6 protein-coding genes are annotated in these 17426 nt (G+C 51.2%); 4 read left to right on the plus strand and 2 right to left on the minus strand.

From position 1 onward, the window contains the following. Nucleotides 1–191 precede the first annotated feature (191 nt). Genes B5E53_RS00070 through B5E53_RS00080 form a run of 3 tightly spaced genes read left to right on the plus strand, consistent with a single transcriptional unit; the run spans nt 192 to nt 4289 of the window. Nucleotides 192–674 (plus strand): MarR family transcriptional regulator, encoded by a 483-nt coding sequence (locus B5E53_RS00070; RefSeq protein WP_087311556.1) that lies wholly within the window; start codon nt 192–194, stop codon nt 672–674. After that, nucleotides 671–2404 carry an ABC transporter ATP-binding protein gene (locus tag B5E53_RS00075; protein WP_087311558.1) on the plus strand — a complete coding sequence of 578 codons (1734 nt, stop codon included), beginning with the start codon at nt 671–673 and terminating at the stop codon, nt 2402–2404. Before B5E53_RS00070 ends, B5E53_RS00075 begins: the two co-directional genes overlap by 4 nt. Continuing rightward, a complete protein-coding gene (locus B5E53_RS00080; protein ID WP_087311560.1) occupies nt 2397–4289 on the plus strand; it encodes an ABC transporter ATP-binding protein in 1893 nt (630 codons plus the stop codon). The genes B5E53_RS00075 and B5E53_RS00080 overlap by 8 nt, the downstream gene beginning before the upstream one ends. Before the next feature lie 171 nt (nt 4290–4460). On the opposite strand, the gene B5E53_RS00085 is transcribed toward B5E53_RS00080, so the two are convergent. Both B5E53_RS00085 and B5E53_RS00090 read right to left on the minus strand, forming a co-directional pair. Then, nucleotides 4461–5840, minus strand: a complete 1380-nt coding sequence (locus tag B5E53_RS00085) for a sensor histidine kinase (protein WP_087311562.1) — start codon at nt 5838–5840, stop codon at nt 4461–4463. Then, on the minus strand, nt 5837–6571 hold the full coding sequence (locus B5E53_RS00090; RefSeq protein ID WP_087311564.1) for a LytTR family DNA-binding domain-containing protein: 735 nt from the start codon (nt 6569–6571) through the stop codon (nt 5837–5839). Before B5E53_RS00090 ends, B5E53_RS00085 begins: the two co-directional genes overlap by 4 nt. A 411-nt stretch (nt 6572–6982) precedes the next feature. Here B5E53_RS00090 and B5E53_RS00095 point away from each other — a divergent pair, with 411 nt between their 5' ends. Then, the gene (locus tag B5E53_RS00095; RefSeq protein ID WP_087311566.1) at nt 6983–17326 is read left to right on the plus strand and encodes an Ig-like domain repeat protein; all 10344 of its coding nucleotides are present in this window, start codon (nt 6983–6985) and stop codon (nt 17324–17326) included. Nucleotides 17327–17426: the final 100 nt, after the last annotated feature.

Here is a 17426-nt window from a genome sequence, read left to right on the forward strand (position 1 = left end):
TTTTATGAATATTGTTCTGTCTTCAGAATATAAATATTGTTGGTATTTTGACAAAAGAAAAGAAGGAGGCCTGTCAAAAAAGAAAAGATTTTCTGACTATTTCTTGTGCATTTTAACGGGTTGACAATAATTTTTATTCTATATATTATATTGTTAGCTATCGAACTAATTATTTCAAAGAGGGAATACAGATGGATGTTCGAAAGAAATATGATACTACCTTTGAGGTGGGAAGGATGATCAACAGTCTTTCTCATCAGCTGAAACGGCAGATGTGCATTCTGGAGGAAGAGAGCGGACTGACCAACATGCAGAGTCTGGTGCTGCATTACATAGCATTTCAGACCGTGGAAAGGAATCTCTACCAGAAGGATGTGGAGAAGGCGTTTCAGATTCGCCGCTCGACGGCGACAGGAATCCTTCAGTTTCTTGAAAAAGAAGGATATATCTACCGGGAGTCTGTGGACAGGGATGCGCGACTGAAAAAGATTGTCCCTACAGAGAAGACGGTGGAGCTGCATGGACATATCATCTCCAACATCCGCCATATGGAGAGAATTCTTCAGGAAGGAGTACCGGAAGAAGATCTGGAAGTATGTGTGCGCGTGCTGGAGCAGATGTCTGCGAATTTAGCCGGTAATGAGAATGACAGAGGAAAGGAGACAACAAAATGAATAGGAAACTGCTTCGTTCTGTCCGCGAGTACAAGCGGGAGACGATACTGACGCCTGTCTTTGTGGCGCTGGAAGTATTGATGGAGGTACTCATACCGCTTCTGATGGCAAAGATTATCGACGTTGGTATTATGGATGGCGATATTGGATATATCGTCAAAATGGGAATCATTCTGGTGGTACTTGCCATAGTATCGCTTTTTTTCGGTGCCAAGGCGGGACAATTGGGAGCCATCGCCGCAGCCGGATATGCCAAGAATCTGCGGCATGATATCTTCTATAAGATCCAGGATTTTTCCTTTGGAAATATTGACCATTTTTCCACGCCAAGTCTGGTAACCAGACTGACGACAGATATCACTAACGTGCAGATGGCGTATATGTTTACCATCCGTCTGCTGGCGAGAGCGCCGATCATGATCGTTCTGTCATGGATCATGACGCTGACCATCAATGTACCGATCGCGCTTTTGCTTCTGGCCATGGTGCCGATTTTAGGCGGCGTGCTTATTTTTATCGCAAAAAAAGCACATCCGCATTTTATTCAGGTGTTTGACGAGTACGACGTGCTCAATAATACCGTACAGGAAAATGTAAACGCGGCCCGCGTCGTAAAGGCGTATGTCCGCGGCGATCACGAGATCGAGAAGTTTGGAAAGATTTCCACTATCGTATTTAAACTGTTCACAAAAGCGGAGAAAATCGTGGCATGGAACTCCCCGATCATGCAGTTTACCATTTACGGCGTTGTGCTGTTCATGGTGCTGGTCGGCGGAAAGAGTATCATCAATGGGACCATGCTGACCGGTGAGCTTACCAGTATCATCGTGTATGCTCTGCAGATCCTCATGTCTCTGATGATGGTAACCTTCGTATTCGTTATGATCATGATCGCGGAAGCTTCCACAGACCGTATCCAGGAAGTTCTGGAGGAAGTGCCGGAGATGATCGATGATGAAAACGCACTGGCAGAAGTAGCCAACGGAGATATTGACTTTGAACATGTGGATTTCAGTTATTCCGGAGAGGGCGGTAACCTGTCCTTAAAAGATGTCAATCTGCATATTAAGAGCGGTCAGATCATCGGTATCATCGGCGGTACCGGAAGCGCCAAATCCACACTGGTGCAGCTGATCCCGCGTCTGTATGACGTGACCGGAGGAAGTGTGAAAGTCGGCGGTGTCGACGTAAGAAAATACAACCTGAAAGCACTGCGTGACCAGGTGTCCATGGTGCTTCAGAAAAATGTCCTGTTTACAGGAAGTATCTATGAAAATATCCGCTGGGGTGATGAGAACGCCAGCGACGAGGAAGTCCAGAGAGTCTGTAAGCTGGCGCAGGCCGACAGCTTTGTTCAGGAGTTCCCGAATAAATATGACACCATGATCGTGGAAGGCGGTAACAACGTATCCGGTGGACAGAAGCAGAGACTTTGTATCGCGAGAGCGCTGCTCAAAAAACCAAAGATCCTTATTCTGGACGATTCCACCAGCGCGGTGGATACCAAGACCGACGCTCTGATCCGTCAGGCGTTCCGGGAAGAGATTCCGGATACCACCAAGATTATTATCGCTCAGAGAGTATCTTCTGTGGAAGACGCCGATATGATCATCGTTATGGATAACGGTGAGATCAACGGTATTGGAACTTCAGAAGAGCTCCTGAAAACCAATGAAATTTACAGAGAAGTATATGAATCACAGGTGAAAGGAGGCGCTGATAATGAGTAGACCACAGGAAAAAGCCCGCGTGACCGGCGGAACCATCAAGACAGCGAAGCGTCTGCTGAAATATGTGACAGGTACATATAAGGTACAGTTTATCCTTGTTATTTTCTGTATCCTTATCAGTTCCATCGCATCCATCTCTGTTTCGCTTTCTCTGCGTTTCCTGCTGGATGATTACATCATCCCGCTGATCGGACAGAAGGATCCGAACTATTCCGAACTGTACATGGCCCTTACTGTACTGGGAACTATCTTTATGTGCGGCGTCATTGCTACCTTTGTGTACAGCCGTCTGATGGTTGTCATCGGACAGGGCGTGTTAAAACGTGTCCGTGATGAGATGTTCGCCCACATGCAGACTCTGCCAATCCGGTATTTTGACCAGAATACCAACGGTTCCATCATGAGTTTGTATACCAACGATACGGATACCCTGCGTCAGATGATCAACCAGTCTATCCCGCAGGTGCTGATGTCAGCCTTCACCATCGTGGTAACCTTTATCTCCATGCTGGTGTTAAGCCCGATTCTCACGGTGCTGGCTGTGCTGATGATCCTTCTGATGTTTTTCGTGTCCAAGACAGTATCAGGCCACAGCGGACGTTACTTCATCCGTCAGCAGCTGGATCTGGCCAATATCACTGGTTTTGTGGAAGAACGCATGAGCGGACAGCGTGTGGTAAAGGTATTTAACCATGAAAAAATGTCCGAAGAAGAGTTTGATAAATTCAACGAGGAACTGTTTGAGAGCGCTTCCAAGGCGCACACCTTCGCAAGTATCATGGGACCGATCATCGGTAACATGGGTAACCTGCTGTTCGTGCTGACAGCGGTATTTGGCGGCTTCCTTTCCGTTATGGGAATCGGCAATATCACGCTGGGTGTCATGGCATCCTATCTGCAGTTTACCAAGAGTTTCACACAGCCGTTCATGCAGATCGCTCAGCAGTTTAACTCCATCATCATGGCTCTGGCCGGCGCCGAGCGTATCTTCAACATGATGGATACCGAGCCGGAAGTGGATGAGGGATATGTTACCCTGGTGAACGCAAAGAAAGATGCAGACGGCAATATTGTGGAATGTAAAGAGCGTACCGGTATGTGGGCGTGGAAACACCCGCACCAGGCAGACGGCACTGTTACTTATACTGAGCTGAGAGGCGAGGTACAGTTTGATGATATGACCTTTGGCTATGTGCCGGATCATATGGTGCTCCATAACCTGACTCTGTATGCGAAACCGGGACAGAAGCTGGCTTTCGTTGGTTCCACAGGAGCCGGAAAGACCACCATCACAAACCTGATTAACCGTTTCTACGATGTGGCGGATGGTAAGATCCGCTATGACGGAATTAATATCAATAAGATCAAAAAAGATGACCTTCGTCATTCTCTGGGCATTGTATTGCAGGATACTCACCTGTTTACAGGAACTATCATGGAGAATATCCGTTACGGTAAACTGGACGCCACCGACGAAGAGGTATACAACGCAGCCAAGCTGGCCCATGCGGATGGATTTATCCAGATGCTCCCGGATGGCTATAATACTCACTTAAGCGGTGACGGCGAAGAGCTTTCCCAGGGACAGCGTCAGCTTCTGGCCATCGCCAGAGCGGCTATCGCAGATCCGCCGGTGCTGATTCTAGACGAGGCTACTTCTTCCATCGATACGAGAACTGAGAGTATCGTCCAGAAAGGTATGGATAACCTGATGAGAGGGCGTACCGTATTTGTTATCGCCCATCGTCTGTCCACTATCCGCAACAGTGACGCCATCATGGTTCTGGAACACGGCCGGATCATTGAACGGGGTACCCATGAAGAGCTGTTGAAGCTGAAAGGTACTTATTATCAGCTCTATACCGGTAAGCTGGAGCTGGATTAATCAATGTAGCTTTGCAGGAGCAAAACCGATAAGAAAAGATAGCGCAATATCACATAAAAAACACCTCGGGATTTTGTGAAACAATCACAAAGTCCCGGGGTATTTTTATGGAAAAATATTTGATTGTGTAAGAATAAAAAATATGAGATTCCACCTGCGGCTGTTTGTCCCCTACGGAATATTCAACACGATCCGCGCAGTAAAGATGCCCGCGTCTTTTTTAAATTCCGCGCTGCCGCCATATTTGTCTGCCACAATGCGGATGCTTTTTAAGCCCTGTCCCCGGAGGACGCTGTGTTTGGTGGAGACGAAGGCCTTTCCATCGGTGAACTCCGTGCAGCCGCAGCCGTCATCCGGGCAGGCGTTCTCAATCTGCAAAAGGAGCGAGACATTTTCCTGCCGCACCCAGATACGAAGGAAGCGATCCTTGTCGGCCGGCAGTTTCCGGCAGGCGTCGATGGCGTTTTCCATCAGATTGCCGAGAAGGACGGTCAGGTCGATGACGTCAAAGCGCAGATTGCCCGGCAGAGAATGTAAGTCGGTCTGCACGGAGATGCCGTCTTCTCTGGCCCGCTGGATATAATAGCGCAGGATACTGTCCAGGGAGGAGTAGCCGGACAGGGGGAGCTTTTCAAGCTCCTGGCAGAACGCTTCGTAGCCCTCCAGATATTGTTCCAGTTCCGCTTCTTTTCCCTCCCGGTGCAAAACGCTGATGACATTTAAGTGATGGCGGATGTCGTGACGGGCCCGGCGGGATTCCGCCACGGCGGAGCTGATCTGCCGGTATTTCTCGTCAAACGTCCGAAGCTGATCCTGAAGCTCCCGGTTTTTGGCTTCGAGATGTACCTCGGAGAAAAACATGTAATAGACGATCACGTTGGTCAGGATAAAAGCAAACAGGAAAAAGAGAACCGGATATCCACTCACGCCGTAATAAAAATGATAATTGGTCAGAGAGAAAACACAGAGACTGTACAGCAAAAAGGTGGTGACCATGTAAAAGCATCCCCGGCGCAGCACAGGGCTGGTCATATAGGGGAGACTGATTTTGACCACGCGTTTTAAAAAGGCATATACGACAGGGCCGATAATGATAACCTGGAGCAGATACAAAAATGTGGTTTCGGTTCCGTAAACGACGGTGGGACCATGGTAGGGAGGCTTCTGAAGTACGCCGAGGACAACAGATGTTATCGTAAATAAAATAGCTGAATAATGAAGGAGCAGCGTCAGGATCAAAACCTTTTGGGCCGCAGCAGTGCGCACAGAAAACCAGAAGAAAAGGATAAACAAAAAAATAGAGAATCCCATATACAGATTGGAAGCAGTGCGCAGGAACTGGTCGTATGCATCAGACGGCCGGAAAAGCAGAAGATGTCCCAAGGCAAATATGAGGGACAAAACGAGAATCCCCGCCGTGGTAAAAAGGGCAAGCTTTTTTCGGGAAAAGCGCAGGCTCTTCTGCCCGAAGGGAACGAAAGCGAGCAGGGCGACGGGAAGAGTCTGTAATAAAAAGCCCAGAATCTGTGAAAGAAAAGTTGTGCAGGTCATAAGAATACTCCTTTTTGTGAACGTGAAAATAAATAATCGTTATATTTTTTGCGGACGGCAGCCTTCTCTCCACGGCTGATCAAAGCGGAAGTTCCGTCACGGAACCGGCATACATTTTTGTCCATGCAGAGAATATAGGACATATGAACGATAAGTCCCCGGGAAATTTTCAGAAAATACTCTTTGTATAACTGTTCCTCCACCCGCTTAAGAGAAAGGGGAATCCGCTGCGGAGGCCGAATGTCGGACAGATAAACGTCCACGCCCTTATTGCTGCTCTGGATTTTCTGCACCTGCGCCAGCGGAAAAGTATATTTTTTGGTGTCAGAATGAATCTCCAGATATTTTTCCGGCCGGTGCTGGTATTTTAAAAAGCGGCGGAACAGTTCCCGGAGCTTCTCGATGTTGATCGGCTTTATGAGATAATGAATGGCGTTTAGGTCAAAGGCGTCCAGAGCAAAATCCCTGGCGGAAGTGAGAAAAGCAACCTGCATTTCCGGGAGCATCCGCCGGATGGCGCGGGCGGTTTCTATGCCATCCATACCGTCAAGATAAATGTCCAGCAAAAACAGATCATAATGTACATTTCTTCCGACCGCTTCGGTCAGCGCTTCTCCGCTTGTATAGTAATCAATCTTTGTTTCCACAGGCAGTTCCTGCCCAAGCAAATCCAGTTCTTTTTGGAGCAGATGAAGATCTGCTTTATCATCTTCACAGACAGCAATACGCATAATACAAGAGCCCCTTCTATCATAAAATGTATCAGAATATATCGTAAAATGATCGCATAAAGAGCGGCAGACACGAAAAAAGCTCTGCCTTTTCCAAAAAAATAAGCGGCAGCAGCCTCTTTTTTGCCGCTACAGACATTATATAAGCAAAAGATAAAAAGTCCAAGAACCGTTCGGTAAGATTTTGGACAGCCCGGTCGGTCAGGGGAGGAGGCCCGGCCGCGCGCCGAAAACGACCCAATGGTCTGGTTTGGCGACCCAGTGGTTCGACCGGAAAAAGAAGATTATGTTACTATATTACATGCGAACAAATCTGGCAATCGGGTTTCAAAAAAAGGAAAATCGTAATGATTTTTATGAAAACATTGTCAGACAGGAGGAGAAAAGAGGAAAAAGAGAAAGGAGAGAACAGTGAGAAAAAGAATCATAGCAATTTTGCTGGTCTGCTGTCTCGTCGCGCCGCTGCTTTTACGCAGCCCGCTTCAGACCGAGGCGGCGACCGACCAGTATGGATTCTCCACAGAGGCGCCGAAGGACTTTGATCCGTCGGATGGAAAGAATCCTTATGGAAACGGCTACACGGCCCTGAATCCGGTCATGGAACCGTTTGTGTTCCAGTCATCCAAGGGCTCCATGCGCGTGGACTATTGGAATGACGTCAAAACACAAGAAAGCCCGACGGCAGGCACACAGGTGTCCATCGCCAGCCGGGGCAGCCAGTGCGCGGCGGACTTTGTCTATTCCAAAGCCTATGACCCGGATGGCTGCGGACATGACTACATGGTCGCCATGGTGGGCCTGCAAAACGAGGACATTGTCGTGTGGAATTACAATACCCGGACAAAACAGCAGGGTGTTGATTACAAGATCGATGTGGGCGGCGGAGATAACAGTGACTGGTTTGATGATATTGAACAGTGGGAATACACCAGTTATTTTAATCTGACCGCCGGAGATTTTGACGGCGACGGGGATGATGAGATTGCCGTCTATATCCCGCAGAGAAGCGATCCGAAAGTAAGGATCCTTGCAGATCAGGGAAACGGCACTTTCGCACGGGTTGGCAGTGACATTTCTTATAAGTCCTTTATGGATAATGCGGATATTTCCGGTAAATTTGAAAATGACGGCAGAACGAAGCGGGCCATGGTGCAGGCTTCTCTGGAAGCCGCCGACCTGGACCGGGATGGAAAAGACGAGCTTTTGCTGCTTGGCTCCTTTGCCAATCTTCATGAGAACAGCGATACGAAGAAGATTACGGACAGAAGTTCCACTCTGGGAATCTATAAGATGAACAGAGAAGGAGCCATGAGCCAATGGGGCGGCACCTTTAAGATGAACGACGGCAGTACTTACTTAAGAAGTGCTTCCTGCGCCGCCGGAGATATCGACTTTGACGGTTTTCCGGAGATCGTGGCGGCCGGCTATTACAGCACGGGAGCGGCGGACGATGGTCTGAATGGCAGCCAGTTTGCGGTGATGACCCTTGATTATAATCCGGATACCGGGAAATTATCGGCGGGGCCGACGTTAAAAGTGGATATGAACGGATTTGTGAAGGACGGCCTGTATACCGGTGATGACATCCAGGCGCCGCCGGCGGTCACCTGTGTGGCTGCCAACGGAAGAAACGCCGCGGAACTGCTGTTTTTGGAAGGCACCATGTATTCCTATGCAGACAGTGAATGGAAGGCGGATCATACGTATGACAAATATATGAAGTCCGATGACGGTATCAACGGTTATATTATCAGCAATACCTGGATGGAGACAGCTGTGGCCGGCAACTTTGACGGCAACGATCTGGGCATCGAGCAGGTATATTACACCACCGGTTACAAGCAGATGAGTCTGAATTACTTCTTCTACAATGTAAATGTGATGGGTAAGAAAGTAAAAGAGGACGGAGAAGACAAGCTGGCGCCGGGAGAGTATTATGACACCCTCTGGGAGTATCCGCGTTATCATAACAGCGGCGGCGACCATCTTTTTGTATCGCTGGCAGCAGTGGATGCGGACGACGATACGGATACCATGAAATACTCCCGGAAAGAATATACCTATACCAATGTAAATGTACTGGCCATTCTCCAGGCCGCGCCGTATTTTGAAGATCTGGCGGACGATTATCCGGACGGCGTGGGAAGAACCAGCTTTGAAAAGGTGGAAGGTTCGGGATCCAGCGAGAGTAAGACCAAATCTACCTCGGCGGGAGCTTACGTTAATGTGGACGCGGATATTCTCCATTTCACAACGGAGGCCTCCTACACCCATGACTGGGAATGGGAGTACGAGAAGGAGAAAACCATCGAGTACGGCGTCAATTTTGACGGCGGCTACATGGAGGACAGCGTGGTGCTGTACCGGACGCCGGTGACACTGTATTACTATGATGTCTATCCGGCGGGAGGCGGAAGTTCTTACAATATGACGGTGGGTATCCAGGATAATCCGGTGTACAGCGTCATGGAGCTTAATGAGTACAACTCTCTGGCCGAAAAAGATGACAGCATGAAAGATAAGGTGATCGGAGACAGCGTGTTAAGTTCCACGCCGGGACAGCCGTCCACCTATCCGTCCAGCGCAGCGGGGCTTGCGGATTTCACGGGATCGAAAAACTTTGCCACGTCTTCTTCCGGTACTACGACGGCGGATATCAGCCAGTCCATCACCACCGGAGAGACCGAAAGCTCCAGCCAGTCTTACAATAACAGTTTTGAACTGAAAGTCGGTTTTTCTGCCGGCGTGGACGGTGTTTTTTCCGCAGGAGCGGGCGTCAGCGGCGGAGGCGGCTGGGGCGGCGGAACCACCACCTTTGATTATGAAAATGTGACAAAATCCGGAACGGTCGCTCCGCCTCCGGCCACCGAATACCCGTATTCCTTCCAGTGGAAGTTCGGTACCTGGCGGGCCAGTGTCGGCGAAAATGATGTGCCGGTTCTGGGATATCTGGTGAAAAATGTCATTGAGCCGCCGAGTCTTCCGAAAGACATTGCGGTGGACACGGTGACAAAGGACTCCGTCACCTTAAGCTGGGAGCATGGCGCGAGAAAACCGCTGCAATATGAAGTCTATCAGTATTTTGAGGACAGTGTGGCGGACGACGGTTATTCCATGATCGCCACTCTGGACGGCGACGAGACTTCCTTTACTTACGAGAATCTGAAGGCGGACAGTGATTATACCTTCGCCATCCGCTCCATCGGTGTGGATGAGAACGGAGACCGCTGCGCTTCGCAGTATTCGTCTTTGGTGGCGGGAACCACCTTAAAGGACGGGGCGGCGCCGACGATCCACAGCATCAGCGGGGACGTTCGTGTCTGCCCGGGTGATGACGCTTCCTTTACTGTGGACGCCACACCTTCCGAGGGCGTGGAAACGGGACTGACCTATTCCTGGCAGGAGAGGGAAGCAGGCTCCACCGCCTGGAAAAATATCGGCGGCAGCAAGAGCACCCTCACCCTGGATGCGGTGAAAAAGGAAATGGATGGAAACCGTTACCGCTGCGTGGTATCGGAGGTACATAACGGCAGCCGGGCCTATGCCTACAGTGAGGCATGTCTGCTCACGGTGGATAAGGCGGATTCTCAGGTGGAAGTGACGGCTCTTCACGATGGCAAAAATACGGGAAGCGCCGATTATTCCGTGGAGAAGACGGTGAAGGAAGAAGTCGATGTGATAAAGACGGCGACGGTGACGACGCCGAAGACGGTAGACACAGCCGGCGAGACGAAAGAAGAAAATGTGACAGAAACCTATCAGATATACGAGAATGAAAATGCAAAGGCAGGCGGGGAGGAGATTTCGGGAAAAGATGCCGGAACATCCGGGAAAAACACAGGAAACTCCCGCAAAGACGCCGCACAGCCGGAGTACATTTACCGCGCCCAGAGCGACGGCAGCTACTATCTTTTTGAGAATCTAAAAGACGGCCAGGAAGAATCCGGACAAACGGCAGACAGAAGAATTCTCTTAAGTCAGCGGGACGACTACTTTGCCTGGGATAAAGAGGGCAAAAATGTCGTGGAAGGCCTGTCCCCGGACAGACTGACCGGAACGAAGCAGCAGATCTATGAATATGACGGGCCGGACCCGGAAGAGAGCACAGAGGATACCGCAGACAAGACACGTTTATCTGACGAAAACGAAAACACCGAAAACGATACGGATACCGGCGTGGAAGATGACGGTGATTCTGTGACAAAATATCTCTGCTGGCAGGCAGAGAAAAAAGATGGAAGCGGAGCCGGTACCAACGTTTTCCTCAACCTGTATACAAAAATAGAAAAAGGTGTGGATACGGAAGACGAAGCCGGTGAGGAAAAGCCGCGGCTGTACCAGATGGTCGATGGCAAAATGACCTTGTGGACGGACGGTGAAGCAGCATGGACGGACGGCGGGCAAGAGTGGGGCGACGAAGGTGGCTATCTTGCACCGAAGCCGGTCTATTCCGGCGAAGCGGGTTCCGAGACCATTGCTGATGTTGTGTATGAGACATGGCAGGATTGGGAGGATCCGGCGATCCGTCTTTATCAGCGAACAGAGGAAGATGGTATCGTTCATTATTATCAGAAGGTGGAAGACGATACTTCCGGCGGAAAACCGGAGACGCCGCCGACGGATACAGAAGACAAACCGGAGACAACATTTACCATGGTGGAAGTCTACCTGATAAAGCCGGATGTTCTCACCGACGCAGTGGGTACTTACAGCGTGAAGCCGGGTGCGTCTGCGGTGACGGTAAAAGAGGAGCAGGAGCGGATCGTCTATGAGGCCAAAAGCGGCGATGCGGTGACACTTTCTGCAAAAGTGACGGCCCTCAGCGAAGGAAAGAGTGTGGAAGGAAAGATGACCTTCCAGATACTCAACAACAAGACCGGCGAGATGACCACGCTTTCTGCCGATGTATCAGAAGAAGGGGTGGCTTCGGCCAAGTGGACGCCGGTGACGGCGGGAGATTACACGATCACCGCAACGTTTGGCGGCAATACCATGTTAAACAGCTCCTCCGGTACGGTCAGCTATTTTGCTTCTGACGGCCCGGCGGGCGGGATTGGCTATGTTTTGGAAGGTGCGGGCAGCGCCATCTACGGAGACGGTATTCAGCTTTCAATGAAAAAAGCAGAGGTCGATACCGCAGGAAACGTAGCGCTTACCCCATTGCCGCAGGGAACCTCGGTGCTTTATAAGATGCAGTACGAGGAAAACGGCGAAGTAAAGGAAGAGACGTTGTCCGGCAGTGAAGCAGGCGTGAGCGGCACGCCGAAGACGCCGGGAACCTATACATTTACCGCGCAGGTGGGTGAAGAGGGAATCGCCGTCCGCACAGTAAATGTATTGAAGCGGCCGGTTACATTTACCGCGCCGTCGAAGGCAGGGATTCCAAGTACGGATACCGAAGGAAAAATTCCGAAGCTTGCGGATGTGAGCGTCCGTTACACGGGCGAGGAGAAAAAGACAGCGATCCTTGATGAAGACAGTAAGAGCTTCACCCCGGAAAGTCTCCTGGCGATCACGACAAAACCGGAGCTGACGGAAGAATCCGGCGCCAATGATTATGTGACAAGTCTTGGCTATCAGACAGAACAGGGTACGGCCGCCTACACGGAAACGGTACGGCAGTTCCTGCAAAAATACGACGCTTCTCTGGAAAATGGTCTCTATACCATCGTGGCCGGTGTGCGGAGTGTTTCCTATGAATCCGGTGCCAACGGAAAGCTTCGGGCGTATTACGGAGATAACCAGGCGTCCTTCGCATCGGGTGACTCTCTGACGGAAGGAACGAAGCTTACATTTGTGGCGGATGCTGCGGAGAATTTCCAGGTGAAAGAATGGATTGTGACCGACGGCAGGGGAACGCCGCTCAAAGAAGGAGAAGACTATATCATAAACGGAAACCGTCTGATCGTTTCTTCTCTGAAAACAGAAATGCAGGTGCAGGTAAGTTTTGAACCGGCTTCCTATTCGCTTACTTTCACAGCCGGAGAAAATGGCAGTCTGGAAGCCCATTACCTGAAAGATGGAGCGGAAGCCGGAGCGGCGCTCACTTCTCCGGAAACCGTGGCGGCAGGAAAGGGCATTGGCCTTACCGCCAGACCGGAAAAAGGCTATGTGGTAAAACAGTGGACCGTGAGAAAAGGCGATGGAACGCCGGCAATACAGAAGAACGCCGACGGCAGCATCTACGCAGGAGAAACACTGACGCTGGAGCGTCTGGATGCAGATACGGTGGTACACGCAGAATTTGAACCGGAAGCATTCTATACGGTGGAAACTTCCGTGGTGGACGACGCAGGCAATACCGTTCCAGGCTGTGCCATCACCGTGGACGGACTGGCGGAAGATAAAACGGCGAAGAAAGGCTCTTCCCTTACATTTAAGGCAGAGCTTCCGGACACAAACATCGTTCGCGAGTGGAGAGTTTATGACGCCGATGGCAGCTATAAGGTTGTATCCGGCAATGCGGATACCTACACTGTATCTAACGTACAGGATAACCTGAAAGTGGAGATCCTCGTCTCCGAGATGAAGACATATCAGCTTCATTTTAAGGCGGTTGACGAAGAAGGAAAGACAGTGAACAGACCGGATGGGAAGGAAATCCTCACGTCTTCTTCCGGTGGCAGCTCACTGACTTCGGATCAAGATTATACGGCCTACATTCCGGTGGCCTTTCAAGCAGATCTTCCGGAAGAATATCAGGTGAAAAACTGGACACTGAAGCAGGGTACCGGAAAAGAAATCGTTGTGGCGGAAGGCAGAGAGGCGACCGCTTATGACCTGGCAAGCCTCTCCGATGAGACCTGGGTGACCGTTCATCTGGAGAAACGTCCGACACTCACCTATGAGGCGGAAGAGACTGCGGGAGCAGGAGATATTGACAATACGGTGATCTGCGAGGGACTTACGTCCGGCGCTTATCTGGATAAATACCGGACGGAAGATATCGTACTGACCCTGTCCCCGGATTATGGGTACGAGATTGCTGCCATTACGCTAAATGGCGAAGTCATAAAACCGGAGATTGAACCGGCGGCCGGGGCAGAGAAGAAAACAGCGGCACAGAAAGAAAGCCGGACTGGCGACGCACGCGGCCAGAACGTGACCGGCAGCCTGAAACGGGTGGAAAACAGTTCGGATGTTCTTTTGACACTGACGCCGGGAGATAAGGGCTTCACAGAAGATGTGAAGGTGACGGTGTCCTTCAAGGAAATCACTCCGGTGACTTCGGCCCGGTATACCCTCTATGACCTGGGCGATGGCGTGCACGGAACCATGTGTGCGTCTGTGGACCGATTTGGAGCGGAAGAATATAAACAGTCTTCGGAGAAACCGGCAGAAAGCGGCAGTCTCGAAAAGATTTACCGGGATTCTGTTCTCACATTTACAGTGACGCCGGACAAGGGCTATGAGGCGGCCAAATGGTTTGTCAACGGCGAGGAAGTGACGAAAGGCATAAGCTCGGTAAAGACTGACAACGATACGTTTACTTATACGGTAACGGACAGCGATAAGGAGCCGATACACGTCATGGCTCAGATGACCCAGACGGGAAATAAGCTGACCTTTGGCGCAAGGAGCGTCCTTGACGAGGCGACGGCCGGCGGCACGGTGACCGCGGTCAATAACCGGACGGGCAATCCATTCTATTCCGGCAATACGCTGGCGGCAGATTCCAGTGTGACCTTCACGGCGGCGGCCGCAGAAAACTATGAACTGGTGGGCTGGGAGATGGATGGACAGATGGTATCCGGCGAGACCGGCGATACATTTACCCGTGAGATTGCAGCCGACAGTATCACCGATGTGAAGGCGGTCTTTGACCGTACATCGTATCGGGTGGCCTGGTCTGCCGAAAACGGAACGGTGACGGCGAAGAACATCACCGATCATGCAGAAGTGAAAAACGGGGACAGCGTGCGGGGCGGCAGAGTGCTTACATTTACTGCCAAAGCAGACGCCGGTATGAAGTTTGCCGGATGGCAGGTGGACGGCGTGACGGTGCCGGAAGAAAATCTGAGTGCGAACCCGCTGACCCTCACCCTGGAAGCAAATGTGCAGGTGACAGCGCTCTTTGCGCAGGAGCCGAACTGTACGGTCACCTTCGGTACGGAGGAAGTAACTGGAAAAGCGGATGCCGGCGGAAGCCTGAGTGCATCCCGCAATGGCGAAGTATTCCGAAGCGGAGACAAAGGCGCGAAGGGAGACAAGATTGTCTTGACTGCCGTGCCGGAGAAGAATTACCGCGTGAAGACCTGGCAAGTGGACGGTGAGGACACGGGAGTCAGTGAGAACAGTTACACTCTGACCGTGAGCAAAGAAAGTCATCAGGTGACGGTTATCTATGAGCGGATCAGTGGTACCGTGACCTTCGGTGAGAATGATAACACCATGGGAAGACTGACGGCAGAGACAGCGAAGGATGGACAGACAGCTAAAGCTATCGTTTCCGGTGAGGCAGTTCCTTCCTATAATAAAGTGACCTTTCAAGCGGAGCCGGCGGAAGGATATCTGGTGGAAGGCTGGTATTCGGATGCTTCCATGACAGAGGAGACAAAAATTGCCGGTACGCAGTACGAGCAGAACACCTATGTGGTGGATTCTCTCTACGGGGATGCGAAAGTTTACGTGAAGTTTGAAGCCATCCCGTCCTACGAGATCACTGTGGGAACCACGGGAACCGGCAGCGGTACGCTGGATGTGACTCTGAACGGGAAACCGGTAACAGAGTTAGAAAACGGCACCTTCATGGCGCCGCGTCACAGCAAGGTGACAGTGACCGCCACGCCGCACGATGCATACAGTTTCTTAAGTGCATGGAACGGTGAGGCCAGCGACTCCCTCACCTACACCATCGACGATGTGACAAAAGCGGAGAGTGTCATCGCGGAATTTTCTCCGGCAGAGCTGGTGGATGTGACCTTCCGGCTTCCGTCAGGTCTGGAAGACCAGTGCAAACCGGTTGTGTCAGCCGGTTACGGTGATGATGTGTCTTCCTATGACAGAATCGAGGCGGTCGGCAAAACCGTTCAGGTGCTGAGCGGCAAAAATGTACAGTTCGCCGTGACGCCGCCGGAAGGCCAGATGATCGACACATGGACCGTCACTTACGCGGATGGAACCTCTGTGAGCGGACGGGAGCTGGGACTGGATAATACGTTGCTTTTGGAAGATCTGGAACGCAATGCCACGGTCTCCGTCTCCTTCCGTGATATTAAGGCATGGGAAGTTCCGGAAGCGGCCGGTTACGACGCCGATGAAGATGGAAAAGACGATTACCATATCGAAAATCTTGTCCGCATACCGGACACACTGCCTAAGGAGCCTCAGTACGAAAACGATGTCCGCGACAATGGCGACGTGCGCTTCACTCTGGTGCCGGAGGACGGCAAGTGGATCACGGGAATCCGTCTGGCAGACGAGGAGGAAAGCCGGAAAAACGGCAGTGCCGGGGAGACTAAAACCACAGGCGTCTCTGCGGCGGCAGCCCGCACGGACGATAACGGCGGTGAAACCGATAACCGCTTAACATACACCAAAAATGAGGATGGCAGCTATGAGGTGACCATTGAAAATGTGACAAGAGACATTGCTCTTTTGGTGGACACCGTCAACTACTACACGGTTTCCATGGACAGCCCGCAGCACGGCAAGTTAACGGCCTGTGACGCTGCCGGCAAGGTTATCAAAAACGGCAGCACCGTGGCGGAAGGGACGACGATCACTTTCACCGCGGCGCCGGATGACCATTACCGGTTTGCGGCATGGGGCGGCGACGCGGCTTCCTGTGCGGACGCAGGCAGGGAAATGGACAGCGCAGCCGGACAGGGCAGGGCGGCAGCCAAAAAAGCTGCAAACCGCGGCGAAGCTGTGAGCGTCACTCTGGAAGAAATCCATAGTGACATCTCCGTGTCGGCAGAGTTTGCCATGACGGATCATATCAATACGGAGATCCGCGGTGCGAAAGATGCCACCTGTACCGAGAACGGCTATACCGGAGATACTTACTGTATCGACTGCGGCGTGCTGGTGGCCAGAGGAAAGATGGTGAAAGCGCTGGGACATGACTATACGCTGACGGCGTCCACGGAACCGACCACCCAGAAGGAGGGCGTGAACACCTACACCTGCCGCCGCTGCGGACACAGCTATGAGGAAGAAGTTGCGGCTCTGCCAAAACCAATCCTCATCAAACCGATCAAGACGGGAAGAAATAAAAATACGATTTCCTGGAAGAAGGTGGAAGGCGCGGACGGATACTTTGTCTTTGCGGATATCTGCAACACGAGTCTTCGGAAGAAAGACAAGACAGTCAAGAGGATGAAGACGGTGGTTTCTGCCGGCCGTACCTCCTGGATCCACAAGAAGCTGCGGAGTGCCACCTGGTACAAGTATCAGATCAAGGCATTTAAGGTAGTGAACGGAAAGAGAGTGGTCATCAGCGAGACGCCGGTTGTCCATGCCATCACCGCCGGCAGCACAAAATATGCAAATCCGGTGAAGGTGAAAGTAAAGAAAACGAAGATTTCTGTGAAAGCAGGAAAGAAAAAGAAGATCAAAGCAGATGTTGTTCTGCCGAAGAACCGCATCTGTCAGCAGCACAGTGAAAAGATCCGCTACATCGTAGTGGATAAGACCATTGCCACGGTGAACAAAAAAGGCGTCATCCGGGCAAAGAGCAAAGGAACGACCACCGTCTACGCCATCGCGCAAAACGGTGTCAGCAAAAAGATCACTGTGACAGTGAAGGGATAAACGCTGCTTTTTGTTATCCAAATAAACAGAAAAATCATTCATAAAGGACGCCTGCCCGAAAGGGCAGCAAACGACACGCAGGGTGTATGAGATACCCTGC

This window comes from Eubacterium sp. An11 (assembly GCF_002161065.1).
GTDB classification, from domain to species: domain Bacteria; phylum Bacillota; class Clostridia; order Lachnospirales; family Lachnospiraceae; genus Anaerobutyricum; species Anaerobutyricum faecale.